Source organism: Streptomyces venetus (assembly GCF_039540295.1).
Lineage (GTDB): Bacteria > Actinomycetota > Actinomycetes > Streptomycetales > Streptomycetaceae > Streptomyces > Streptomyces venetus.
This window is the reverse complement of the sequence record NZ_BAABET010000004.1, coordinates 131,411-153,966: the sequence shown is the minus strand read 5'-3', so window position 1 is coordinate 153,966 and position 22,556 is coordinate 131,411. Positions and strand designations below refer to the sequence as shown.

General features: G+C 71.1%; 20 protein-coding genes. 15 read left to right on the top strand and 5 right to left on the bottom strand.

Annotated features, from left to right (window positions below; all coding sequences use genetic code 11):
- Positions 1-3 precede the first annotated feature (3 nt).
- From ABEA82_RS14475 to ABEA82_RS14440, 8 genes are all read left to right on the top strand, one after another.
- A complete protein-coding gene (locus ABEA82_RS14475; RefSeq protein WP_345661856.1) occupies positions 4-957 on the top strand; it encodes a DnaJ C-terminal domain-containing protein in 954 nt (317 codons plus the stop codon).
- Positions 957-1,364 carry a chaperone modulator CbpM gene (locus ABEA82_RS14470; RefSeq protein WP_345661855.1) on the top strand — a complete coding sequence of 136 codons (408 nt, stop codon included), beginning with the start codon at positions 957-959 and terminating at the stop codon, positions 1,362-1,364. Before ABEA82_RS14475 ends, ABEA82_RS14470 begins: the two co-directional genes overlap by 1 nt.
- Positions 1,355-3,994 carry an ATP-dependent chaperone ClpB gene (gene clpB, locus ABEA82_RS14465; protein WP_345661854.1) on the top strand — a complete coding sequence of 880 codons (2,640 nt, stop codon included), beginning with the start codon at positions 1,355-1,357 and terminating at the stop codon, positions 3,992-3,994. Before ABEA82_RS14470 ends, clpB begins: the two co-directional genes overlap by 10 nt.
- Positions 3,991-4,449: a thioredoxin gene (gene trxA / locus ABEA82_RS14460; RefSeq protein ID WP_329296537.1), complete on the top strand. Its 459-nt coding sequence runs from the start codon at positions 3,991-3,993 to the stop codon at positions 4,447-4,449. Before clpB ends, trxA begins: the two co-directional genes overlap by 4 nt.
- Positions 4,450-4,455: 6 nt before the next feature.
- On the top strand, positions 4,456-4,719 hold the full coding sequence (locus ABEA82_RS14455) for a UBP-type zinc finger domain-containing protein (RefSeq protein ID WP_221754771.1): 264 nt from the start codon (positions 4,456-4,458) through the stop codon (positions 4,717-4,719).
- A complete protein-coding gene (locus tag ABEA82_RS14450) occupies positions 4,719-6,500 on the top strand; it encodes an FAD-dependent oxidoreductase (protein WP_345661853.1) in 1,782 nt (593 codons plus the stop codon). Before ABEA82_RS14455 ends, ABEA82_RS14450 begins: the two co-directional genes overlap by 1 nt.
- A gap of 47 nt (positions 6,501-6,547) precedes the next feature.
- The gene (locus tag ABEA82_RS14445) at positions 6,548-7,045 is read left to right on the top strand and encodes an Hsp20/alpha crystallin family protein (protein WP_345661852.1); all 498 of its coding nucleotides are present in this window, start codon (positions 6,548-6,550) and stop codon (positions 7,043-7,045) included.
- A gap of 183 nt (positions 7,046-7,228) precedes the next feature.
- The gene (locus ABEA82_RS14440; RefSeq protein WP_345662353.1) at positions 7,229-7,621 is read left to right on the top strand and encodes a DUF2267 domain-containing protein; all 393 of its coding nucleotides are present in this window, start codon (positions 7,229-7,231) and stop codon (positions 7,619-7,621) included.
- 270 nt (positions 7,622-7,891) lie between these two features.
- Here ABEA82_RS14440 and ABEA82_RS14435 read toward each other — a convergent pair whose 3' ends face one another.
- Positions 7,892-8,341, bottom strand: a complete 450-nt coding sequence (locus tag ABEA82_RS14435; protein ID WP_345661851.1) for a DUF1931 family protein — start codon at positions 8,339-8,341, stop codon at positions 7,892-7,894.
- Positions 8,342-8,722: 381 nt separating this feature from the next.
- Here ABEA82_RS14435 and ABEA82_RS14430 point away from each other — a divergent pair, with 381 nt between their 5' ends.
- From ABEA82_RS14430 to ABEA82_RS14415, 4 genes are all read left to right on the top strand, one after another.
- Positions 8,723-9,844 carry a hypothetical protein gene (locus ABEA82_RS14430; protein WP_345661850.1) on the top strand — a complete coding sequence of 374 codons (1,122 nt, stop codon included), beginning with the start codon at positions 8,723-8,725 and terminating at the stop codon, positions 9,842-9,844.
- 318 nt (positions 9,845-10,162) lie between these two features.
- Entirely contained in the window at positions 10,163-11,338 is a 1,176-nt protein-coding gene (locus ABEA82_RS14425) for a glutathione-independent formaldehyde dehydrogenase (protein WP_345661849.1), read from the top strand.
- A 335-nt stretch (positions 11,339-11,673) separates the two neighbouring features.
- The gene (locus ABEA82_RS14420) at positions 11,674-13,848 is read left to right on the top strand and encodes an FUSC family protein (RefSeq protein WP_345661848.1); all 2,175 of its coding nucleotides are present in this window, start codon (positions 11,674-11,676) and stop codon (positions 13,846-13,848) included.
- Positions 13,849-14,139: 291 nt separating this feature from the next.
- Positions 14,140-15,297: an acetate/propionate family kinase gene (locus tag ABEA82_RS14415; RefSeq protein ID WP_345661847.1), complete on the top strand. Its 1,158-nt coding sequence runs from the start codon at positions 14,140-14,142 to the stop codon at positions 15,295-15,297.
- Between the two features lie 224 nt (positions 15,298-15,521).
- On the opposite strand, the gene ppk2 is transcribed toward ABEA82_RS14415, so the two are convergent.
- Both ppk2 and ABEA82_RS14405 read right to left on the bottom strand, forming a co-directional pair.
- A complete protein-coding gene (gene ppk2 / locus ABEA82_RS14410) occupies positions 15,522-16,325 on the bottom strand; it encodes a polyphosphate kinase 2 (RefSeq protein WP_345661846.1) in 804 nt (267 codons plus the stop codon).
- Positions 16,326-16,346: 21 nt separating this feature from the next.
- Positions 16,347-16,850 (bottom strand): flavodoxin domain-containing protein, encoded by a 504-nt coding sequence (locus ABEA82_RS14405; protein WP_345661845.1) that lies wholly within the window; start codon positions 16,848-16,850, stop codon positions 16,347-16,349.
- 197 nt (positions 16,851-17,047) lie between these two features.
- Here ABEA82_RS14405 and ABEA82_RS14400 point away from each other — a divergent pair, with 197 nt between their 5' ends.
- Positions 17,048-18,073 (top strand): 6-phosphofructokinase, encoded by a 1,026-nt coding sequence (locus tag ABEA82_RS14400; protein WP_345661844.1) that lies wholly within the window; start codon positions 17,048-17,050, stop codon positions 18,071-18,073.
- Between the two features lie 4 nt (positions 18,074-18,077).
- Here ABEA82_RS14400 and ABEA82_RS14395 read toward each other — a convergent pair whose 3' ends face one another.
- Both ABEA82_RS14395 and ABEA82_RS14390 read right to left on the bottom strand, forming a co-directional pair.
- On the bottom strand, positions 18,078-18,965 hold the full coding sequence (locus ABEA82_RS14395; RefSeq protein ID WP_345661843.1) for a universal stress protein: 888 nt from the start codon (positions 18,963-18,965) through the stop codon (positions 18,078-18,080).
- 120 nt (positions 18,966-19,085) lie between these two features.
- Complete coding sequence (locus tag ABEA82_RS14390; protein ID WP_345661842.1) at positions 19,086-19,394, bottom strand: EamA family transporter; 309 nt, start codon at positions 19,392-19,394, stop codon at positions 19,086-19,088.
- A gap of 27 nt (positions 19,395-19,421) precedes the next feature.
- Here ABEA82_RS14390 and ABEA82_RS14385 point away from each other — a divergent pair, with 27 nt between their 5' ends.
- Both ABEA82_RS14385 and ABEA82_RS14380 read left to right on the top strand, forming a co-directional pair.
- Entirely contained in the window at positions 19,422-20,270 is an 849-nt protein-coding gene (locus tag ABEA82_RS14385; RefSeq protein WP_345661841.1) for an oxygenase MpaB family protein, read from the top strand.
- A gap of 66 nt (positions 20,271-20,336) precedes the next feature.
- Entirely contained in the window at positions 20,337-22,556 is a 2,220-nt protein-coding gene (locus ABEA82_RS14380; RefSeq protein ID WP_345661840.1) for a serine/threonine-protein kinase, read from the top strand.

The following is a 22,556-nucleotide window of genomic DNA, read 5'->3' as shown; positions in this document are numbered from 1 at the left end:
GTCATGGCGCAGGACTTCTACGACGCGCTGGGCGTGTCACGGACCGCCAGCCAGGACGAGATCCAGCAGGCATACCGCAAACTCGCCCGCAAGTATCACCCCGACGTCAACAAGGACCCGGGAGCGGAGGAACGCTTCAAGGACCTCAACGAGGCGTACAGCGCCCTGTCGGACCCCAAGACCCGGGCCCGCTACGACCGCTTCGGCGAGGACTTCCGGAAGGTCCCCGAGGACTGGGAGGAGCGGGTCGGTGCCGGCGCGGGACCCGGCGGCGGCTTCCGCGCTCGCAGGACCGCCGGTGCGGGCGGCCCCCGTGTCCGGTACACCGGCTTCGGCGACGACTTCGCGGGGGAGGGCATCGACATCGAGGACCTGTTCGGCTCGCTCTTCGGAGCAGGCGGCGCCCCCGGCGGTGTACCGGGGGCCGACCAGGAGGCCGAGCTGCCGCTCACCGTCGAGGAGGCGTACAGGGGAGGCAGGCGCACCGTCACACTCGCCGGCCCCACCGGGCAGCCGCGCCGGTACGAGGTCGACGTACCGCCCGGTGTCACCGACGGGCAGCGCATCCGGCTGGCGGGCGAGGGCGGACGGGGCAGTGGTGACGCCGCCGCGGGGGATCTGTATCTGCGGGTGCGCATCCAACCGCACCCTCGGTTCCGGCTGGACGGCCGGGACGTGTACGTACAGCTTCCGGTCACCCCCTGGGAGGCCGCGCTGGGCGCAACGGTTCCGGTGCCCACCCCGGGCGGCTCCACGGCCAAGGTCACGGTGCCCGCGGGCTCGTCCAGTGGCCGGCGGCTGCGGCTGCGCGGCGAGGGCATGCCGAACCCGCGCGGTGCTGACGGCAACCTCTACGCCGAACTCCGCGTCATGGTGCCGCCCAAGCTGAGCGACCGGGAGCGCGAGCTGTTCGAGGAGCTCGCCGCCACCTCTTCGTACGACCCCAGGAGGACGTGATGAGCGAACGACCCTCATGGGCAGCCACCGACGGTCGGACCGCCCGGGCCGACGCGGGCGGGCGTCCCGTACGGACGAGCGCCGACTCCACGGCCGTGCGGTACGCGCTCGTCCCCGTGCCCAGGCTTTCCCTGGACACCGTGGCGCGCCGCGCCGGCGTCCATCCCGACCTCGTCCGCCGGTTCGTCGCCCTGGGCCTTGTCGACGCCGAGCGCGACGTCGCGGGGCGCCTGGTGTTCGACTCCGCGGCCCCGGCAGTTCTCGCCCGCGTTCAGCGGCTGCGCTCCGGTCTGTGTCTCAACTACGCATCCATCGGTCTGGTGCTCGATCTGCTGGACCGCATCAGCCTGCTCGAAGCCGCACTGCGCCGCGCCGGTACGAGGAGTGACATACCGCCATGGACATGAACCGTCTCACCCAGAAGTCCCAGGAAGCCCTCCAGGAGGCGCAGACCGCCGCCGTCCGCATGGGCCAGACCGAGGTCGACGGTGAGCATCTGCTGCTCGCGCTCCTCGACCAGGAGGACGGCCTGATCCCCCGGCTGCTGCAACAGTCGGGCAGGGAGCCCGAGAAGCTCAGTGCGGCTTTGCGTGAGGAGCTTTCCCGCCGGCCCAAGGTGACCGGCCCGGGTGCGGCGCCGGGCCAGGTGTTCGTCACCCAGCGCCTGTCCCGGCTGCTGGACGCGGCCGAGCGGGAGGCCAAACGCCTCAAGGACGAGTACGTGTCCGTGGAGCACCTCCTGCTCGCCCTGGCCGAGGAGGGCTCGGCGACCGCCGCCGGACGCCTGCTCAAGGAGCACGGCATCACCCGGGACTCGTTCCTGAGCGCGCTGACCCAGATCCGCGGCAACCAGCGGGTCACCTCCGCCAACCCCGAAGTGGCCTATGAGGCTCTGGAGAAGTACGGCCGCGACCTGGTCGCCGAGGCCAGGGACGGCAAGCTCGACCCGGTCATCGGCCGGGACGCCGAGATCCGCCGCGTCACCCAGATCCTCAGCCGCAAGACCAAGAACAACCCCGTCCTCATCGGCGACCCCGGCGTCGGCAAGACCGCCATCGTCGAGGGCCTCGCCCAGCGCATCGTCCGCGGCGACGTGCCCGAAGGACTGCGCGACAAGACCGTGTTCGCCCTCGACATGGGCTCTCTGGTCGCCGGAGCCAAGTACCGGGGCGAGTTCGAGGAACGCCTCAAGGCCGTGCTGTCCGAGGTGAAGGCCGCCCAGGGGCACATCCTGCTCTTCGTCGACGAACTCCACACCGTCGTCGGCGCGGGCGCCGCCGAAGGAGCCATGGACGCGGGCAACATGCTCAAGCCGATGCTCGCCCGCGGCGAACTCCACATGATCGGCGCCACCACCCTCGACGAGTACCGCAAGCACATCGAGAAGGACGCCGCCCTCGAACGCCGCTTCCAGCAGGTCCTGGTCGACGAGCCGAGCGTGGAGGACACCATCTCCATCCTGCGCGGACTGCGCGAACGCCTGGAAATCTTCCACGGTGTGAAGATCCAGGACACCGCGCTGGTCTCCGCGGCCACCCTCAGCCACCGCTACATCACCGACCGGTTCCTGCCCGACAAGGCCATCGACCTCGTCGACGAAGCCTGCGCCCGGCTGCGTACCGAGATCGACTCGATGCCCGCCGAACTCGACGAGATCACCCGCCGCGTCACCCGCCTGGAGATCGAGGAGGCCGCCCTCTCCAAGGAGACCGACCCCGCGAGCAAAACCCGCCTCGAGGAACTGCGCAAGGAACTCGCCGACCTGCGCGGCGAGGCCGACGCCAAGCACGCCCAGTGGGAGGCCGAACGGCAGGCGATCCGCCGCGTGCAGGAGCTGCGCCAGGAACTGGAGCAGGTCCGCCACGAGGCGGAGGAGGCCGAACGCTCCTACGACCTCAACCGCGCCGCCGAACTCCGCTACGGCCGCCTCCGGGACCTGGAACGCCGGCTCAAGGCCGAGGAGGAGCAACTGGCCGCCAAGCAGGGGGAGAACCGGCTGCTGCGGGAGGTCGTCACCGAGGAGGAGATCGCCGAGATCGTCGCCGCCTGGACCGGCGTTCCCGTCGCCCGTCTCCAGGAGGGCGAACGCGAGAAGCTGCTGCGCCTCGACGAGATCCTGCGCGAGCGGGTCATCGGCCAGGACGAGGCCGTCAAGCTCGTCGCCGACGCCATCATCCGCGCCCGTTCCGGCATCCGCGACCCTCGCCGCCCCATCGGCTCGTTCATCTTCCTCGGCCCGACCGGCGTCGGGAAGACCGAGCTGGCCAAGACCCTCGCGGCGGCCCTGTTCGACTCCGAGGAGAACATGGTCCGCCTCGACATGAGCGAGTACCAGGAGCGGCACACCGTCAGCCGGCTCATGGGCGCACCGCCCGGATACGTCGGCTACGAGGAAGGCGGCCAGCTCACCGAGGCCGTACGCCGCAAGCCGTACTCGGTCGTGCTGTTCGACGAGATCGAGAAGGCGCACACCGATGTCTTCAACACCCTGTTGCAGATCCTCGACGACGGCCGCATCACGGACGCCCAGGGCCGCACCGTCGACTTCCGCAACACCGTGATCATCATGACGTCCAACATCGGCTCCGAGCACCTCCTCGACGGCGTCACCGCCGAGGGCGAGATCAAGCCGGACGCCCGCGCCCTGGTGATGGGTGAGCTGCGCGGGCACTTCCGTCCGGAGTTCCTCAACCGCGTCGACGACATCGTGCTGTTCAAGCCGCTCGGTGAGCAGCAGATAGAGCGGATCGTGGAGCTGCAGTTCGACGAACTGCGCCGCCGCCTCGCCGAGCGCCGCATCACCGTTGAACTCACCCGTGCGGCCCGTGAGTTGATCGCCCACCAGGGCTACGACCCGGTGTACGGGGCACGGCCGCTGCGGCGTTACATCTCCCACGAGGTCGAGACGCTGGTCGGGCGCGCCCTGCTGCGCGGCGACGTACAGGACGGCGCGACGGTCCGCGTCGACGCCGAGCACGGCGAGCTGGTGGTGACCTACGACCAGCCCGAGGACGAGAAGGGAGCGAGGGCGGCATGAGCACCGTGCAGGCCACCAACGTCACCTGCCCGCACTGCGGGCGCACCAACCGGGTACCCGTGGCCGCCGAGGGCCGCCCCACGTGCGGCAACTGCAAGCAGCCGCTGCCGTGGACGGCCGACGCGGGGGACGACGACTTCACCGAGGTCGTCGAGCAGGCCACCGTGCCCGTCGTCGTCGACCTGTGGGCCACCTGGTGCGGCCCCTGCCGCATGGTGAGCCCCGCGCTGGAAAAGGTCGCCGCCGATCTCGCGGGAAAGATCAAGCTGGTCAAGGTCGACATCGACAAGAACCCGCGCCTGGCGCAGCGGTTCGAGGTCCAGGCGGTCCCGACGCTGTTGGTCCTCGACAAAGGGCAGACCATCGCCCGGCAGGCGGGTGCCGCACCCGCCCCTGCCCTGCGGCGGTGGGTGGAGCAGTCGATCGCCGGCCGCGAACCGGCCGGGAAAGGGTGAACAGCCATGACCGTACGAACCGACCCCCACCTCGCGCTCGTCCGGCCGGTCCAGCCACTGACCCCTGAAGGGTGTCAGGAGTGTCTGCAGCTCGGTTCCCCGTGGGTCCACCTGAGGCTCTGCCTGACCTGCGGCCACGTCGGCTGCTGCGATTCCTCGCCGAACCGGCACGCGCGCCGTCACGCCGCCGCCGACGGCCATCCGATCGCGGCGTCGTTCGAGCCCGGTGAGAGCTGGCGGTGGTGCTTCGTCCACGAGGCGTTCGTGTGATGCCCGGCGACGAGACGCGGCCGAGCGCAGCGCAGATGCCGGACGAGACGGAGGAGAGCGTCCCCTTCGAGACCGCTGACATCTACGGCGCCTATCCCCGCCTGCCGGAGGACCAGATGGACCGCCTGGCGCAGCGTGGCCGGCGGCGCGCAGTCGACGCCGGCGATGTGCTGATCCGGGAGGGGGAGCGGTGCGAGACGTTCTACGTCGTCCTCAGTGGCTCGATCGCCATCGTCGAGGGCTACGGCACGCCCGACGAACGTCTGCTGCGTGTGCACGGTCCCGGCCGCTTCATCGGTGAGCTCGGCCTCCTGAACGGGCAGGTGGCCTTCTACACCGCTACGGTCAGGGACCCCGGTGAGGTCCTGGCCCTGTCCATGGACCAGCTGCGTGACCTGGTGACCCGGGACTCCGTCCTCGGCGATCTGGTGCTGCGCGCCTGCCTCGGCCGCCGTGCCCTGCTCGTCGGGCAGGGCGCCGGTTTCCGTATCGTCGGCTCCCGCTATTCGCCCGACACCCGGCGGCTGCGTGAGTTCGCCGCCCGCAACCGGCTGCCGTACCGCTGGATCGATCTGGAGACCGACGAGGAGGCCGAGGCGCTGCTGCGCCGCTTCGGTGTCGGCCCGGAGGAGACGCCGCTGGTGATATGGCGTGACACGACCCTGCTGCGCAATCCGAGCAACGCCGAACTGGCCCGGCTGATCGGCTTGCCGCCCCTGCCGTCGGGCAACGGCCGCGGCGATCTTCTCATCGTCGGCTCCGGTCCGGCCGGTCTCGCCGCCGCGGTGAACGCCGCGTCAGAGGGCCTCGGCACGACCCTGGTCGAGGCGATGGCCACCGGCGGCCAGGCCGGGACGTCGTCCCGCATCGAGAATCTGCTCGGCTTCCCCTCCGGCATCTCCGGCGCCGAACTCACCGACCGCGCCGTGCTCCAGGCCGACAAGTTCGGCGCCCGGATCAGCGTCCCGGCGGAGGCGGCCCGCCTCGAACCGCGGGACGGCCACTACGCCGTCGGGTTCGCCGACGGCAGCGAGATCACCGCCCGCACCGTCGTCCTGGCCACCGGCGCCCGCTACCGCCGCCTCGACGTGCCCGGCATCGAACCCCTGGAGGGAACGAGCGTCCACTACTCGGCGACCGTCTACGAAGCCCAGCAGTGCCGCACCGACCCGGTGGCCGTCGTCGGAGGCGGAAACTCCGCGGGCCAGGCCGTACTCTTCCTGGCCGGGTACGCACCGCAGGTGTATCTGCTCGTCCGCGGGCCGAGCCTCGAGGCGCACATGTCCCGCTACCTGATCGATCAGGTCGAGCGCCACCCGCGGGTGCGCGTGCTGCTGCACACCGAGGTGACCGAGGCACTCGGTGACAAGGTGCTGGAGGCGGTCACCGTGGTCGACCACCGTACGGGCGAGCATCGGCAGCTCGCGGTGCGGGCCCTGTTCGTCTTCACCGGCGCCGAGCCCCACACCGCGTGGCTGTCCGACGCGCTCGCCCTCGACGCGCGCGGCTTCGTGCTCACCGGGGCGGAGGCGCAGGCCTGTTCCGTCCCCGGACTGTGGCAGAGCCAGGGCCGTGACTGCCTGACGTTGGAGACCAGCCTGCCTGGCGTGTTCGCCGTCGGCGACGTCCGCAGCGGCTCGGTGAAACGCGTGGCCTCCGCGGTCGGCGAAGGCGCGATGAGCATCCACTTCGTGCACCGCTACCTGGGCCACACGGCCGCGCCCGGCGGCACCGACAGCTCCCCGCACACCCGTCCGAAGGAGTCCGCTTGGCTCGGATGACACCCAGCGGGCGACGAGATCACGAAGAGGAGAAGGAGGCGATGGGAATGGCCACGCCCATCCGGCACCACCGAGATGCCGCCATGCAGGCCAGGCCGCTTGGCTGGGCACGCAATCCGCTGACGGAGTTCGACCAACTGCTCAGCGAGATGAGCGGGCTGATGGAATCCACGGTGGGAGGCGCGGCGACCGCAGTCGCGTGGACACCCCCGGCGGATGTCACGGAGTCCGACGACGCCTTCCACGTCGAGATCGAACTCCCCGGCGTCAAGAGCAAGGACATCGACGTCGAAGCGAACGGCCAGGAGGTGGTGGTCACCGGAGAGATCAAGGAGAAGGAACGCAAAGGCGTCCTGCGCCGGAGCACCCGCCGCACAGGGGCCTTCGAGTACCGGCTGCGGCTGCCCGGAGAGGTCGACACCGAAAAGATCAACGCGCAGATGTCGGACGGGGTGCTCACCATCACCGTCCCCAAGGCCGAGGTCGCAAAGCCCCGGCACGTCGAGATCAGCGAGACGAGTGAAAGCACCGGAAGCAGCGGCTGAGGCGCGAACGCCGCGGTTCCGGGCGTCCGCCGGAACCGCGGCCGGGCCGGCGAGGCTCGACTCCCGGGGTGACTCCTGAACGACGTCCCGTATCACAACCCCTCACCGCGGTGGAGACTCGGCATGTGGCCCGCCACCGGCTTCCCTTCGGCGCCGCAGGATGCCCGGCAGAAGGAGGCAGCGATGAAATACGACGGATTCCTCGCCCACGTACGCGAGCGAGGCGAATACAAGGACCAGAGCGAAGCCGCGCACGTCACCAACGCCGTGCTGCAAGTGCTGGCCCAAAGGATCAGCCCGGGAGAGGTCAAGGACCTCGCATCCCAGCTGCCCGGCCCGCTGGGGCAGGTTCTGGACCATGCCACGCCGCAGCAGGCGCAGAGCTTCGGGATCGAAGAGTTCTACCGCCGGGTCGCCGAGCGCACCGATGCCCGGCCGCGTACCGCGCAGTGGGACGCCAGCGCGGTCCTGACCACCGTTGCCGACGCTGTCACCGGTGGAGAACTGAATCAGATCATCAGTCAACTCCCCTCCAGCTACGCGGTCCTGTTCGGCAAGGCCGACCTCGCGGACTGAGCCTGTGAGGTGGCTCTTGCGGTCCCGGATCAGGGGGGCTGCCACTCGAACATCAAGATCGTGGCGTCGTCGCTGAGTTCGGTGTGCTGCACCAGCGCAGCACACCGGTGGGCATGTGCAACTGGGTGAAGTTGGATGTGATGATCAGGGCGAGGAGCAGCGCCACCGTTCGGCAGCGCCGTAGCTTGCCGTAGGTGATGCCAGCTGGGCCGCCCTGACCAGTTCATCCAGCAGCCGCTCCCCGGAGCCGACGGACACGTTCCTGTCCGCTCATAGCAGGAGGTCGAAGACGGCTCGAACCTCGTCCCAGTGCTGGGTCTGGGGGTTTTTCAGGTCGGGGTGGAGGATCTTGAAGCTCTGAGCAAGGGCCAGGCTGAGTCCGCCGATGATGTCCGGATAGGCCGCCTCGGTCTCCTCATCGGGCGTGCGGTCCAGGGCGGGATGGGTGGCGAGCTGTTCCAGGATCGGCTTGAGTTCTACATCCTGGTCGATCTTCCGGAAGTGGTGAATGCTCTCCTGCAGGCCTTTTGTGATCGGCAGGTCACAGGTCCGGATGACGTCGCGCCCGTTGGCCTTGGCAGTGGCCTGGGCGACGGTCAGCAGATCGTAGAGCTTGGCGTCCACGAAGTCGCTGTAGCGCTTGAGATCGTTCTTGTCGACGTTCAGTCCTGCGGCCGTGCGAAAGAACCTCTCGAATCTGGCGATGGACATCACGGTCATGACGGCACCTCCGGCTACGGGAGCCGGGTGGCTCCCGGCCCCCTGGGCTTCCCCGCCAGCCTGGCCGATGGGGGTGCGCGAACGCATGCGCATGTCGGGCCCAATCGGCCTCCCTGTATTGCCCTGCCAGGCCCATGCGTCCGACTGCCCGGGTCTGGATTCTCCCGCGTGGCAGGGCTTGGCGGGATTCCGGATCCCGGGCGGATACCGAAGCGGGTGGTGGGTGGCGCGGCGTGCGGTGCGTGCCAGGGCGATGCCCGGGAGATCCGGCCGTACCGCACCTGCGGGCGGAGGCCGGCGTGTCACGTGGCGTGGACGTTCCCCCGGCGGCGTCTGTGGGCACTCGAGGTCGGCGGGACAGCCGACGAGGAGGATCCGGTCATGCAGGTGTCGTCTCAGGGCGTTACGGTCGTTGCTCTCCTGGCGGATCCGGACACGCCTACGGAGATCGCTCAGCGCATGGCCCGGACACTTCCTGATCGGCTCACCGACAAGTCGGGCCAGGGGCGACGTTTCGACGTCAAGGTGGTCAGTGAGCCCTTCACCTCGGGGACGGAGGACCCGCCCACCTTGATGCGCCGGATCATGGACCGTGGGAGGACGGAGAACTGGGACATCGTCGTGGCCCTCACCGACCTTCCGCTGCACTCCCACGGGCGCAAGCTCGCTGTGAATCTGAATCACGAACACGGCTTGGCGCTGCTGTCGCTTCCTTCACTGGGAGGCCTGCGGTTGCAGACGAGGGCCCGGCGGGCCGTCGAAGAAGCCGTGCTTGGCATGGCAGGTCCGCAAACCACTGGGGCTGAAGGACCTCCGCGAAGTCAGCCGCTTCCGGGGCCCTCCGTCGATCGTCTCGCCCCTTCTCATCCGGGCCGAACCGATGAGAAGGAGACCGACGATCTTCGGTACGTCGTCAGCGGGCCGCGCGGTTACCTGCGGGTGCTCGCCGGTATGGTCCGCGCCAACCGGCCGTGGCGGTTGGTGCCGGGCCTGTCGAAAGCCCTGGCGGCCGCGCTCGCCACGGGGGCGGTCGCCACCGTGAACTCCACCGTGTGGAACCTGGCCGCGTCCCTGAGCACGCCACGCCTCGTGATCGCCACGGTCGGGTCTATCGCGATCATGATCGGCTGGCTGATCATAGACGCGGACCTGTGGCATCGATCAGCAGACAGCTCGCCGGAGGCGAGGCAGAGGGCGCGGCTGTACAACGCCTCGACGGTCGCGACCGTGGGTATCGGGGTGCTCGTCTGCTACGTCGGTTTGATGGTCATCAACTGGGTGTGGGCGCTGTTCATCCTCAACGACCAAGTGTTCGCTTCCATGACGCGAACCCCGCTGCACGCCGAGGAGTACCTGACGCTGGCCTGGTTCGTCGCATCGGTCGCCACCGTGGGCGGCGCGCTGGGATCAGGCCTGGAGAGCGACGAGGCGATCCGGGCAGCCGCCTACTCCAAGCGCGAACAGGAACGTCGCCACAGGCTCCAGGACGACCACGATGACTAGCCGGGGCCCGAGTCGGAGACAGGGCGGTGGTCGGTGGTCGTCCGGATGGGAAGATCTCGCCGATCGGTGCGCGCGTACTCGTTTCGCGTCGAGGCCGACGGGGACCCGGACGGCACGCCGCCGGGGCACCGGTGCTCCGCGTCGCAAGCCGCCGGCGACGCCGTTGCACCTGATCCGGGTGAACGACCCGCAGAGGCATGCCGAAGCCACGGGCCACGACCCACCAGCCCCCGCGTTCAACTCCCGGGAGTGAGGCTCTTCCCGCCGTCTCCATCACCCCCGTGGTGCGGCATGCCGCGACATCAAGGGATTGCAATCATGAAAGCAGCGGTATACGAAGGCCCGCGAACGGTCGAGGTGAAGGACGTACCGGACGCGAAGATCGAGCACCCCTGCGACATCATCGTCAAGATCACCACCACCAACATCTGCGGTTCGGACCTGCACATGTACGAGGGCCGCACCTCGTTCGAGTCGGGCCGCACGCTGGGACACGAGAACATGGGCCAGGTCGTGGAGGTCGGCTCGGCCGTGCGCAAGGTCCAGGTCGGCCAGTATGTGGTTCTGCCCTTCAACATCGCCTGCGGCTTCTGCAAGCAGTGCGAGCGGGGGATGACCAACTACTGCCTGACCATGCAGCCGGAACCGGCCCTCGCGGGAGCCGCCTACGGATTCGCCGAGATGGGCCCCTACCAGGGCGGCCAGGCGGAACTGCTGCGCGTGCCCTACGGCGACTTCAACGCGCTGCGCCTGGGCGAGGACGCCGCCGAGCGGCAGACCGACTACGTGATGCTCGCCGACATCTTCCCCACCGGCTATCACGCCACGGAGATGGCCAACGTCAAACCGGGCGACCAGACGATCGTCTTCGGGGCCGGTCCCGTCGGGTTGATGGCGGCCTACTCCGCCGTGCTCAAGGGCGCCGGGCGCGTCTGGGTGGCTGACCACCAGCCCGACCGGCTGCGCAAGGCGGAGGAGATCGGGGCCATCCCGATCAACATCGCCGAGCAGGATCCGGCGGAGGTCGTCAAGGAAGCCACCCTCGGTCTGGGCGCCGACAACGGGTGTGAGTGCGTCGGCTACCAGGCCCATGACCACCAGGGAGACGAGGATGCCAGCCTCACGCTCAACGGCCTGATCGACTCGGTCAGGTTCACGGGTGACATCGGCGTGGTGGGCGTGTTCCTGCCCGAGGATCCCGGCGGCGAAGAGGCCCAGGGCGAGCTGGAGGCACAGGGCAAGGTGCCGATCGACTTCGGGAAGATGTGGTTCAAGGGCCAGCGCATGGGGACCGGCCAGGCGCCGGTGAAGAGGTACAACCGGGCGCTGCGGGACCTGATCGCCGCTGGGAAGGCGAAGCCGAGCTTCATCGTCTCCCACGAGCTCGGCCTGGACGACGCCCCCACCGCCTATGAGCACTTCGATGCCCGCGACGAGGGCTGGACCAAGGTGGTCCTGCATCCCGACGGACACGGGAACGGCAGCAAGCGATAGGAACCCAGGGGCCGCCGCCCGTCTGTCTCCCCGGACCAGTCCGGGTGACGGGTGGCGGTCACCCTGATTCCGGCAGGGACTGAACCGGCGGCGATCACCGGAGTTCGGCCCGGTAGGACGGACCGCGGCCCCCCGCATGCCGGCCGGCCCGGAGGCGAAGACCCCGCCGGACACGCGGTGCGAGGCAAACCCTGGGACTGATGAGGCCGCATGCTGATGTGTCGCGTATTCACCCATGCTGATTTCTTGGGCCCTGCGGGAGCCTTCCTCGCCCGGCGGCCGCACCTCGACCGGCCCGTCGCGACCCGGCGGGGCGTTCCGACCGGGCTCACGCCGTGAAGTGGCTGCGGACCTTCGGGGAGGTCGTGCGATCCGGGCTCACGATCGAGGAGACGCGGCTGGAGCCCCTGCTCGCGCTGCGCACGGCTGCTGGGGTGGCGCTCGTCATCGGGCCGGCGCTGTGGCTGGTCTCCCCTGCGTACGCCGCGTCGGCCGCCCTCGGTGCCTACTCCGCGGGTGCCGCCACCTTCCAGCGCACCTGGCGTCCGCGCAAGGTGATCGCGCTCGGCGCGGGCGCGGGTCTGGCGCTCAGCACCTTCGTGGGCTACCTGGCGGCCGGGCGACTCGCGACGTTCCTCCCGCTGCTGGCCGTATGGGCCTTTGCCGCGGGGATGGCGTGGGCCCTCGGATCGACCGCGGGGATCGTCGCAGCGACGACGGTCGGCAGCATGCTGGTGACCGTCACCCTGCCCACGAGCGTCGGGCGGGCCCTGGAACACGCCGGGGTCATCGCGCTCGGAGGCGTGGCGCAGGCCGTGCTGATCCTGCTGTTCCCGATCCGCCGCTGGGGGGCGCATCGTGACGCGCTCGCCGACGCGCTGGCCGCCGTGGCGGACTACGCCCGCCGGCTGCGGTACGACCCCACCGCGCCTTTCGACCCGGAGCCACTGATGACGGCCCGGGACGCGGCCGCCGTGACGCCGTCACAGGCCCGCACCCGTCCCCCCGTCCTCCACGGCCCCCGGGGCCTCGCCGAGCGCATTCTGCCGGTCGTCGCCGCGCTCGCCGACCCGGACGTCGGCGCCCCGGCGGAGGGGCCCGGGCGGGACCGCGCACGGGAGTTGCTCGGCGCGGCCGCCGACGTCCTCGACGCGGCCGCCCGTTCGATCCGCCGCGGAACTCCCGCCGAGGTGCCGCCCCGGAGCGCGGACGTCCTGCGCGTCGACGAGGAGGGCGAGGTGCTGGAGGGGCCCGCCCGGCAGGCCGCCGAACGGCTCGTGGAACTGCTCGCCGAGGCGTTGGAGATCGCGGGGAGCGGCGGGGCACGCGACAAGGCGCCCACGCCGCCCGGCCCCGCGAGCGCCGGGTTCCTGGTCCGCCCGACCATGTTCCGGCTGCTCCCGGTCGTCGTCCGGGCGGTCCGCCGTGAACTGCGCCGGGACTCGCCCGTGTTCCGGCACGCCGTCCGCCTGGCGGCGGTGGCCACGCTCGGCTATCTGATCGCTTCCCGGCTGCCCCTGGAACACGGCTACTGGGCGCCCATCGCCTCGGTGATGGTGATGCGGCCGGACTTCCACCGGACGTACGCGCGTGCGGTGGGCCGTCTCGCCGGGACCCTGGCGGGGGTCGCGCTCGCCACCGGGATCGTGCGGGCCCTGGGCCCGGACGCCCATGTGTTCGGCGCGCTGGCGGTGGTCTCGGCGGCCCTGGCGTACACAGTGCTCCGTACCGGATACGCCTACTCCCAGTGCTTCACCGCCGCGTACGTCGTCTTCCTGCTCGGCATGGGCGGCCAGGCATGGGAGCAGACGGTCCCGGAGCGGGTGGTGCTCACCCTGCTCGGCGGGGCCCTGGCCATGCTGGCGTACGTGGTGTTTCCCGCCTGGGAGACCCCCCGGCTGCCGGGTCGGCTGGCGGACTGGCTCGCCGCCGACGGCCGCTACGCGGCCGCAGTGCTCCGCAGCTACGCCGAACCGACCCGGGAGCATCGCGCCGACATGCGCAGGGCCCTGCTGGCGAGCAGGGAGGCACGTGCCGCCTGGCAGGAGGCCTACGACCAGGCAAGGCAGGAACCGGTCGGCCCCAGAGGTCTGACATCGCGCGAGGCGGAGGAGGCGCAAGAGGCGCTCAAGGGACTTGACCGGGCGACGATGCTCATGGAGAGCCACGTCCCGCGGGTCGGCAATCGTTTCGCCCCCGAGGCGGAGCGGTTCGCCGAGGCCTTGGAGGCAGACACCGCGCGGGCGGCAGTCGACGTGCGCGAGCACAGGAATCCGGACTGGGGGCGCGTGGAGGAGGCGCTCCACGCGTGGGAGGGCGCCGCCGGGGACCGGAGCCCGGTGCTGCGGCGCGGGGCGGAATTGCAGAAGCGGGCCTTGGAGGACCTCGCGGCAGCGGTAAGCCGCACACCCCTGGAACGGGACGTCAGCTCCGCTCGCGAGGAGCAACGGGTGCGGGCGGCCGTGGCTGCGGAAGGTGACGGATCAGGACCCGCGCACGGGGGTGGATGAGGGCTCCGCGACGGGGAGCGGCCGTCTCCTGGGGCGAGAAGCAGCCGAACGGGTGGACGAGCGGATCCCTCCCCGTGGTGGCAGCCTGAGGGGAAGCGGCGAGGCGCGATGTCAACGAGGCCTGTCCGGCGGCAGGACAACGGCTATGAGGCAGGCCGACTCGAATCCTCACCGACCCTGCCGAGCCGGGCGGAGCACCACCCGGTCCGCGCCGAGGCCGACCCTGAGCACAGGGTCGCACTCCGTGGCGGGCGCACCGCGGCCAAAGGGCACAGATGCACTGGAGGTGTGATGAGTGCTGACCGCTCCCGCGAGAGCCGTGAAGGCCACGTACTGGTCCTCGACGCCGGCTCTTCGAGCCTTCACATCGCTCTGTCCGCGGCGGACGGTGAACGGGTGGCGGATCGAGACGCCTCAGAGCCCCCGGGGCCCGCTGCGGCGGCGGAACTGCGGAACTTCCTCAGCGAGGTGCCCGCTCCTGCGGCGGTCGGTCACCGCATCGTCCACAGCGGTCCCCACCTGACTGGACATACGCTGATCGACGCACGCGTACGGGCCCTGCTGGCGGACGTCGCGGATCTCGCGCCGCTGCACGTGACCCCTGCCCTGCACTTGGTCGACGCCGCACGAGAAGTCCTGCCCGACGTTCCTCATGTCGCCTGCTTCGACACTGTCTTTCACAAGGATCTGCCGGCACAGGCGCGCACGTACGCCGTGCCGGAGCGATGGCGAGCCGAATACGGGCTGCGGCGGTACGGCTTCCACGGGCTTTCCTACGCGTGGGCACTGCGGAGGACGGCGCAGGCCCTGGGCCGACCCGTCGACAACCTCCAGGTCGTGCTCGTGCACATGGGAGGCGGCTGCTCGGCCTGCGCAGTCCGGAACGGACGCAGCGTGGACACCACCATGGGCCTCACTCCGCTGGAAGGTCTGGTGATGAGCCGGCGCAGCGGCAGCCTCGATCCCGGCGCGCTGCTGTGGTTGCAGCGGCGGCACGGGCTGAGCACGGACGAATTGGACGACACACTCCACCGGCATTCCGGTCTGCTCGGCCTCTCCGGTACCTCGGGAGACACCCGGGATCTGGTGCGCGCCCGCGCGGAGGGTGATGCCGCGGCCGCGTCGGCGCTGGCGACGTTCACACTCAGCTGCCGCAAGGGCATCGCCTCGATGGCCGCCTCGCTGGACCGGCTGGACGCCCTGGTCTTCACCGGGGAGATCGGCGAAGACCAACCCGAGGTACGCGAGGAGATCTGCTCGGCCCTGACTGTTCTCGGTGTACGAGGCGGGCTGCTCGTCCCCGAACTGGAGGATCTGATGCGGGAAGGCCTCCGACGCATCGATCAGGCGGTGAGAGGTGTCCCGGTCCTCGTGGTCGCAACCGGCGAGACACAGCAGATCGCCGCCGAGACCCGACGGGTGCTCGGCATTGCTGACGGGACGCGGTAGCTGTCACCGGACCGGCGTGCCGGTCTGCGCCAGTCTCTGGAGGAGATCGCCCGAGGCGCCCCTCAGCGACTCCCCTTGAGATCTGAAAGAGGCACCCATGACCGTCCCCACTGCGAGTCCCGGCTGTGTCGTCGACTGAGGTCGACAGCCGCTATGAGTTCGTCGTCGCCCCCCGTCGCCGTGGTGGCACACGCGTGACGCGCGGCACCGCCCGGCAGGAACGCTCACAGGCCTGCCGCGTGGTCGGGGACATAGGTCCGCAGGTCGCGCGGTGGGCGCTGGTAACCGGTCGAGGGCGGCCGGTCCGGCAGCTCCAGCACCGGAGGAGGCACCTCGTGGTACGGCACCGAGTCCAGCAGATGGGCGATCATGTTCAGCCGGGCGCGGCGTTTGTCGTCGCTCTCGACGACGTACCACGGTGCCTCGGCGATGTCGGTGTGCACCATCATCTCGTCCTTGGCCCGCGAGTACGCCTCCCAGCGGCTGATCGAGTCCAGGTCCATCGGTGACAGCTTCCAGCGGCGCAGCGGGTCCTCCAGGCGCTTCCGGAAGCGCTCCTGCTGCTCGGTGTCGCTCACCGAGAACCAGTACTTGCGCAGCAGCAGGCCGTCCTCCACGAGCATCCGTTCGAAGATCGGGCACTGCCGAAGGAAGAGCTGGTGCTCCTCCGGGGTACAGAAACCCATCACGTGCTCGACGCCGGCCCGGTTGTACCAGGAGCGATCGAACAACACGATCTCCCCGGCGGCGGGCAGGTGCTCGACATACCGCTGGAAGTACCACTGGGTGCGCTCCCGCTCGGTCGGCTTCGGCAGCGCGGCGATCCGTGCGACCCGCGGGTTGAGGTGCTCGGTGACCCGTTTGACGGTGCCGCCCTTGCCGGCCGCGTCCCGTCCCTCGAAGACGACGACCAGCCGGGTGCCCTCCGCACGCACCCACTCCTGGAGCTTCACCAACTCCGTCTGCAGGCACAGTAGTTCCTTCTCGTACGCCTTGCGCGGAACCCTCGCCGTCTCTTGGTCCGCCATGCCGCCTCCCGTTCCGCCGGGTCAGCCTTCTGTGGCCTGCAGGTCCCGGGCCACCATGGCCGCCCAGGTGCCGATCCGCTCGAAGTCGCGGAAGTCGCCGCCCCTTCCCGATTTGACGATCATCCGGGCGATGCGTCCCTTGACGTCGCCCTCCAGGCGTCCTCCGAAGGTGACGTGCCCACGCGGGTCGACGTGGTACATCACCCGTCGCACCCCGGGTGCCGGAGGGATGTTCCGCTCGGACGCCGAGGGGTCGAGGGGCCCGCTGCTGAACAGCCACACCGGCCGCTCGGCCAGGGCTTTGCGGTGCCGCCGTGCGAAGCGGCGCGCGTCCCGCTGCCAGCGGCCCCCGTAGAGCGCGCCACCGAGGACGACCGCGTCGTACGACGCGAGGTCGGCCACGTCCGAGGCGGGTCGTACGTCGAGGTCCAGTCCCTCCTTGGCCAGGACCTCACCGACGTGGTCGGCGATCTCGGCCGTCGAGCCGTTGGTGGATCCGTAGGCCACCAGCACTTTCCCGTTCATGATCGCTGACCTCCTCACACTCTTCTCTTCAGCCTCGACTCCAAAAGGCCGCGAGACGATGGGCCGGTCGGGCACGGCTGGGGCCGAGGGTCCCGGTCCGTCGCCCTGACAAACGCCGAGTGGCCGGTGTGGACGGAACCGAGGGAGGCTGGAGGCAGGCGGCGCTCCAGGTGTGCGCGGCGGACGGGAGTGGACCCATGAAGGTCGGAGTACTGACCGGCGGCGGTGACTGTCCCGGCCTCAACGCCGTGATCCGCAGCGTCGTCCGCAAGGGGGTGCAGGAATACGCGTTCGACTTCGTCGGCGTACGGGACGGCTGGCTCGGTCTGCTCAAGAACGATGTCGTCCCCCTGGACATCTCCAGCGTGCGGGGGATCCTGCCCCGCGGCGGGACCATCCTCGGCTCCTCCCGTACCAACCCGTTCAAGCACGAGGACGGGCTGCGGCGGGTGCGGGACACCCTCGCCTCCTACGAGGTGGACGCGCTCGTCGTGATCGGCGGAGAGGACACGCTGGGGGCGGCCACGGAACTCAGCCGGCAGGGGATCGACCTGGTCGGCGTGCCGAAGACCATCGACAACGACGTCTCGGGCACCGACTACACCTTCGGCTTCGACACCGCCGTCGGGATCGCGACGGAGGCCATCGACCGCCTCCACACCACCGCCGAGTCGCACATGCGCGCCCTGGTGGTCGAGGTGATGGGGCGGCACTCCGGATGGATCGCCCTGCACGCGGGCATCGCCGGCGGCGCCAACGTGATCCTCATCCCCGAGCGGCCGTTCGACATGGACCAGGTCTGCGAGCAGGTGAAGCGCCGGTTCGAGATCAACTACGCGCCGATCGTCGTCGTCGCCGAAGGGGCCGTCCCCAAGGAGGGGCAGATGATCCTCAAGGACCGGTCGCTGGACGAGTACGGCCATGTGCGGCTGTCCGGCATCGGCGAATGGCTGGCCCAGGAGATCTCCGCACGCACCGAGAAGGACGCCCGCACCACGGTCCTGGGTCACATCCAGCGCGGTGGCACCCCGAGCGCCTTCGACCGGTGGCTGGCCACCCGTTTCGGACTGCACGCCATCGACGCGGTCAAGGAGCGGGACTTCGGCCGCATGGTCGCCCTGCGGGACACGCGGATCGTCCGCGTCCCGCTCGCCGACGTCACCGGGAAGAACAAGGTGGTCGATCCGTCGCTGTACGACGAGTTCGACACGTTCTACGGCTGAATCGTCATGCGCCGTGCGGTACGACCGCCAGCGGGCAGCGGGTGTGGTGCAGCACGGCGTGGGCGACCCGCCCCAGTCGGCCTCCGGCCGATCCGGACTCGGTGCGGCGCCCCACGACGAGCAGGTCCGCGCCCCGGGAGGCGTTCAGGAGCGCTTCCGCGGGATGCAGCAGCATGACATCGGCGCCGGCCGTCACCTGCGGGTACTTCTCCTGCCACGGACGCAGGGCGTCGGTGAGCCCCAGAACCTCCTGGTCCTCCCAGGTCGCGCGGTCCTCCTCGGTCACCACGAGCGTCCTGGACGAGACGGACTCGGCGGGCAAGGCCCACGCCTGCACCACGCGCAGCCGCGCCGCCCGTGCCTCGGCGGCCGAGAAGGCGAAGTCGGCCGCCTCACCGGCCGGCCGGTGCGCGTCGAACCCCAGCACGACCTGGCCGGCACCGCGCGCCACGGGCGCCCCGTCCGCGAAGGCACCGGTGCGGGGAGGGACGAACACGGCGGGGCAAGGGGCTGCCGCCGCCGTCCGCAGGGCCACCGAGCCGACCGCCAGCCCAGCGAAACCGCCCGTCCCGCGGGTTCCGACGACGAGGAGCCCGGCCTCACGCGCCGCGGTGCGGAGAGCCTCGGCCGGGGCGTCGTCGGCCTGCGCGCACTCCACCTTCAGGTCCGGGTAGCGGCCGGTGAGGCCGGCGGCCGTCCGCCGGAGCAACCCGGCGCCCACCTGATGCAACCGGTCCAGGGCCGCGTCCGGAACGGCGGCTCCGGGGAGCGGCGGGGCCGCGTGGAGCAGCCGCAGCGCAACGCCACGCAGCAGGGCCTCCCGTGCCGCCCACTCGGCCGCCGCCGCGGCGTGATCGGACCCGTCGACGCCTGCCAGTACAGGGAGACGCATCCCGGCCTCCTTCGTCCGGCCCGCACGTCGCGGGCGCCCGCGGGCCCAGGCTCCTCTGCTCCACTGTTCCACGGCGGGTCCGCTACGGCGTCCCAGGACATCCGTCACGCGCTCGGCCGGTCAGCGCTCCGCCATGCGTGCCCGGTCCGGTGCGGGGGTGGCGTCCCTTCGAGCCGAGGCGCGTCGGCTTCGACGGTCGATGCCGTCTGTCGGGGTGGTGAGGACGGCGAGGCAGGCGATCACCAGCGCGATGCCGGTCCAGCCGGCGGGCGGCAGACGTTCGCCGACGACCAGGACGGCCAGGACCGCCGCGACGGCCGGTTCCAGCAGGGACAGCGTGGTCGCGGTACTGGCCGGCACGTGCGCGAGCCCCCAGCCGAACAGGTGCCCGGCGCCGATGGTGTCGACCGGCTGTGCGGCATGTGCCATCGTGGGCGCCGGGCGGAGGTGAGTCGCATGACCGGCGCGGACCCCGGGCTGTTCGGCCCCGGCTCGGTGACCTGGCAGGCGCACGGAGATCCCATGATGTGGATCGCCGGCGTCCGGGCGCTCTACCTCCAGGCCCTGCACCCACGCGCGGTACGCGGGGTCATGCAGAACTCCGACTTCCGGCGGGACGCCTGGGGCCGTCTGATGCGCACCGCGAGCTTCGTCGGCACGACGACGTACGGCACCACCGAGGCGGCGGAACGGGCGGGCGCCCGCGTCCGGAAGATCCACAGCATGCTGACCGCGACCGACCCGGACACCGAGGAGCGCTACGGCGTCGACGAACCCGGCCTGCTGCTGTGGGTGCACTGCGCCGAGATCGACTCCTACCTGGAAATCCTGCGCAGGTCCGGGTTCCGCCTCACCGACGCCGAGGCCGACCGCTACATCGACGAACACCGGCAGAGCGCACGTCTGGTGGGCCTCGACCCGGCCGCCGTCCCCGCCGACCGGGCCGAACTCGCCACGTACTTCGAGAAGGTGCGCCCCGAACTCGCCGCCGGAGCCGAGGCACGCGAAGTGGACGACTTCCTGCTCCGCCCGCCGACGCACCCTCTTCTCGTACCGGCGCGCGAGGTGCTGTGGCGGCGCGTGGCACACCTGGCGTACGCCTCTCTGCCGCCGTACGCCCACGAGCTCTACGGCAGACCTGCCCCCGCACCCGCCACCGTCACCCGGCGACTGCGCCTCACCGGTCTCCTGTTGCGCCGCGTTCCCGCACGTCTGCGGTGGCAACTCCCGCCGAAACACATCCTGCGCGCCATGGCGAGGCTCGGCCCGGACGCGCGCCCGGCACCGTACAAACTCGGACGATAGGCAGCCATACTGGGTGGGCCATGGGGAGGGGCGGGCGAACAGCTACCGGGGGGAGCGTCGCGCGACATGGGGGACAGCAGACTCATCCACGGCCGGTACCGGCTGCTCGACCTGATCGGGCGCGGCGGCATGGGCGAGGTGTTCCGGGCACGGGACGAGTCCCTGGGCCGGCACGTCGCCGTCAAGTGCCTCAAACCGCCCGGGCCCCAGCACGACCACGCCTTCACCCGCGTACTGCGGGAGCGGTTCCGCCGCGAGGCCCGGGTGGCCGCCGCCCTCCAGCACCGCGGCATCACCGTCGTGCACGACTTCGGCGAGTCCGACGGGGTCCTCTACCTCGTCATGGAGCTGCTGGACGGCCGCAACCTCAGTCAGCTCCTGGAGGACAACAAGCAGCACCCGCTGCCGGTCGCGGACGTCGTCGAGATCGCCGAGCAGGTCGCCGCCGCCCTGGCCTACTGCCACGAACAGGGCATCGTCCACCGTGACCTGAAGCCGGCCAACATCGTGCGGATCGGCGACGGCACGGTGAAGATCTGCGACTTCGGCATCGCCCGCCTCGGCCACGACATCGGCTTCACCTCCCGGCTAACCGGCACCGGCATCGCCATGGGCACCCCGCACTACATGTCCCCGGAGCAGATCAGCGGCACCGAGGTCGACCAGCGCAGCGACCTGTACTCGTTCGGCTGCGTGCTGTACGAGATCGCGACCGGCGTACCGCCGTTCGACCTCGACGACGCCTGGGCGATCCTCGTGGGCCACCGCGACACCCCGCCCCGCCCGCCGCGCGAACACCGGCCCGAACTGCCCGAGTTCCTCGAGCGGGTCGTCCTGGACCTGCTCGCCAAGGAACCCGGACAACGCCCCGGCGACGCCCGCGAGCTGGCCCGCCGCATCAGCGCGCACCGGGTCGCGCCGGCGTACGTGCCGGCCGTCCCGGCGGCCCGGCACGCCCCGGACGCGATGGCGCACGCGGGACGGCTGCCGTCCTGGACCCACGGTATGACCACCGGTCACAAGGCGGCCGGCACCGGACTGCGCACCACGCCACCGGACCCGGCGGCCGGGCTGTCCGGCGAGTGGATCGCGCGGCCCGCCACCGGCCCCGCCGAGGAACCCGCCCCCGACCTGCGGCCCGCCCCGTCCCCGGAGGTCCTGACCGCCCTGGCCGCCCGGCACAACGCGGGCCTGAGCCTCGGCCGGCTCGGCCGCTGGGCGGAGGCGGGGGAGGTGCACCGGGCGGTCGCGGCCGAACGCGAGCACCTCCTCGGCCCCGACCACCCCGACACCCTCGCCAGCCGCTACGAGGCCGCCTTCACCCTCAGCCGGACCGGCCGGGCCGCGGACGCCCTGCGCGAGTACAAGCACGTCGCCGAGGCGAGGATCCGCATGCTCGGCGCCGACCATCCCGACACCCTGGCCGCACGCCAGGAGATGGCCTACGCGCTCGGCCGGCTGGGCCGCGCCTTCGACGCCCACCGGGTCTACACGTCGGTGCTCGCCGCCCGCGAACGCACCATGGGCCCCGACCACCCCGACACCCTGCGCTGCCGGCACAACCTCGCCTTCAACCTCAGCCGCCTGGGCCGCCTGGAGGACTCCCACCGCATGGCCCGCGAAGTGGCCTCCGCCCGCGCCCGGGTGCTCGGCCCCGACCACCCGGACACCCTCGTCACCCGCTACGAGGTCGCCTACGCGCTCGGCCAGCTGGGCCGGTGGACCGAGGCCCTGGAGACGTATCAGGAGGTCGCCGAGGCCCGCGCCCGCGCCCTCGGCCCCGACCATCCCGACACGCTCGCCACCCGGCACGAGATCGGCATCAGCCTGGGCCGCCTCGGCCGCAGTGCCGAGGCCCTGGACGTCTGTACCGACCTGGCCGAGGACCGCGCCCGCGTCCAGGGCCCCGCTCATCCCGAGACGCTGCGCGCCCGCCACGGCCGCTGCGTCAACCTGGGGCGGCTCGGCCGCTGGGAGGAGGCCCTCGCCGAGTCCCGCGACGTGAGCGCGATCCGTGAGCGGGTCCTCGGCCCCGACCACCCCGACACCCTCGTGAGCCGCCGCGAGGTCGCCGTCGGCCTGGGCTGGCTCGGCCGCTGGGCCGACGCACTCACCGACTACCGGCAGGTGGCCGCCGCCCGCGAACGCGTCCTCGGCGCGGACCACCCCGACGCCCTCGCCAGCCGCAACGACGAGGCCCACTGTCTCCAGCAACTGGGCCGGACCGCCGAGGCGGCCGCGCTGTACCGCAGGGTGGCCGAGCTGCGACAGCAGGGCGGGCAGTGA

What these genes read in the sequence shown, in the direction of transcription:
- ABEA82_RS14475 (WP_345661856.1), top strand. Translation starts at nt 4, where the DNA reads ATGGCGCAGGACTTCTACGACGCGCTGGGCGTGTCACGGACCGCCAGC.
- ABEA82_RS14470 (WP_345661855.1), top strand. Translation starts at nt 957, where the DNA reads ATGAGCGAACGACCCTCATGGGCAGCCACCGACGGTCGGACCGCCCGG.
- clpB (WP_345661854.1), top strand. Translation starts at nt 1,355, where the DNA reads ATGGACATGAACCGTCTCACCCAGAAGTCCCAGGAAGCCCTCCAGGAG.
- trxA (WP_329296537.1), top strand. Translation starts at nt 3,991, where the DNA reads ATGAGCACCGTGCAGGCCACCAACGTCACCTGCCCGCACTGCGGGCGC.
- ABEA82_RS14455 (WP_221754771.1), top strand. Translation starts at nt 4,456, where the DNA reads ATGACCGTACGAACCGACCCCCACCTCGCGCTCGTCCGGCCGGTCCAG.
- ABEA82_RS14450 (WP_345661853.1), top strand. Translation starts at nt 4,719, where the DNA reads ATGCCCGGCGACGAGACGCGGCCGAGCGCAGCGCAGATGCCGGACGAG.
- ABEA82_RS14445 (WP_345661852.1), top strand. Translation starts at nt 6,548, where the DNA reads ATGGCCACGCCCATCCGGCACCACCGAGATGCCGCCATGCAGGCCAGG.
- ABEA82_RS14440 (WP_345662353.1), top strand. Translation starts at nt 7,229, where the DNA reads ATGAAATACGACGGATTCCTCGCCCACGTACGCGAGCGAGGCGAATAC.
- ABEA82_RS14435 (WP_345661851.1), bottom strand. Translation starts at nt 8,341, where the DNA reads ATGACCGTGATGTCCATCGCCAGATTCGAGAGGTTCTTTCGCACGGCC.
- ABEA82_RS14430 (WP_345661850.1), top strand. Translation starts at nt 8,723, where the DNA reads ATGCAGGTGTCGTCTCAGGGCGTTACGGTCGTTGCTCTCCTGGCGGAT.
- ABEA82_RS14425 (WP_345661849.1), top strand. Translation starts at nt 10,163, where the DNA reads ATGAAAGCAGCGGTATACGAAGGCCCGCGAACGGTCGAGGTGAAGGAC.
- ABEA82_RS14415 (WP_345661847.1), top strand. Translation starts at nt 14,140, where the DNA reads ATGAGTGCTGACCGCTCCCGCGAGAGCCGTGAAGGCCACGTACTGGTC.
- ppk2 (WP_345661846.1), bottom strand. Translation starts at nt 16,325, where the DNA reads ATGGCGGACCAAGAGACGGCGAGGGTTCCGCGCAAGGCGTACGAGAAG.
- ABEA82_RS14405 (WP_345661845.1), bottom strand. Translation starts at nt 16,850, where the DNA reads ATGAACGGGAAAGTGCTGGTGGCCTACGGATCCACCAACGGCTCGACG.
- ABEA82_RS14400 (WP_345661844.1), top strand. Translation starts at nt 17,048, where the DNA reads ATGAAGGTCGGAGTACTGACCGGCGGCGGTGACTGTCCCGGCCTCAAC.
- ABEA82_RS14395 (WP_345661843.1), bottom strand. Translation starts at nt 18,965, where the DNA reads ATGCGTCTCCCTGTACTGGCAGGCGTCGACGGGTCCGATCACGCCGCG.
- ABEA82_RS14390 (WP_345661842.1), bottom strand. Translation starts at nt 19,394, where the DNA reads ATGGCACATGCCGCACAGCCGGTCGACACCATCGGCGCCGGGCACCTG.
- ABEA82_RS14385 (WP_345661841.1), top strand. Translation starts at nt 19,422, where the DNA reads ATGACCGGCGCGGACCCCGGGCTGTTCGGCCCCGGCTCGGTGACCTGG.
- ABEA82_RS14380 (WP_345661840.1), top strand. Translation starts at nt 20,337, where the DNA reads ATGGGGGACAGCAGACTCATCCACGGCCGGTACCGGCTGCTCGACCTG.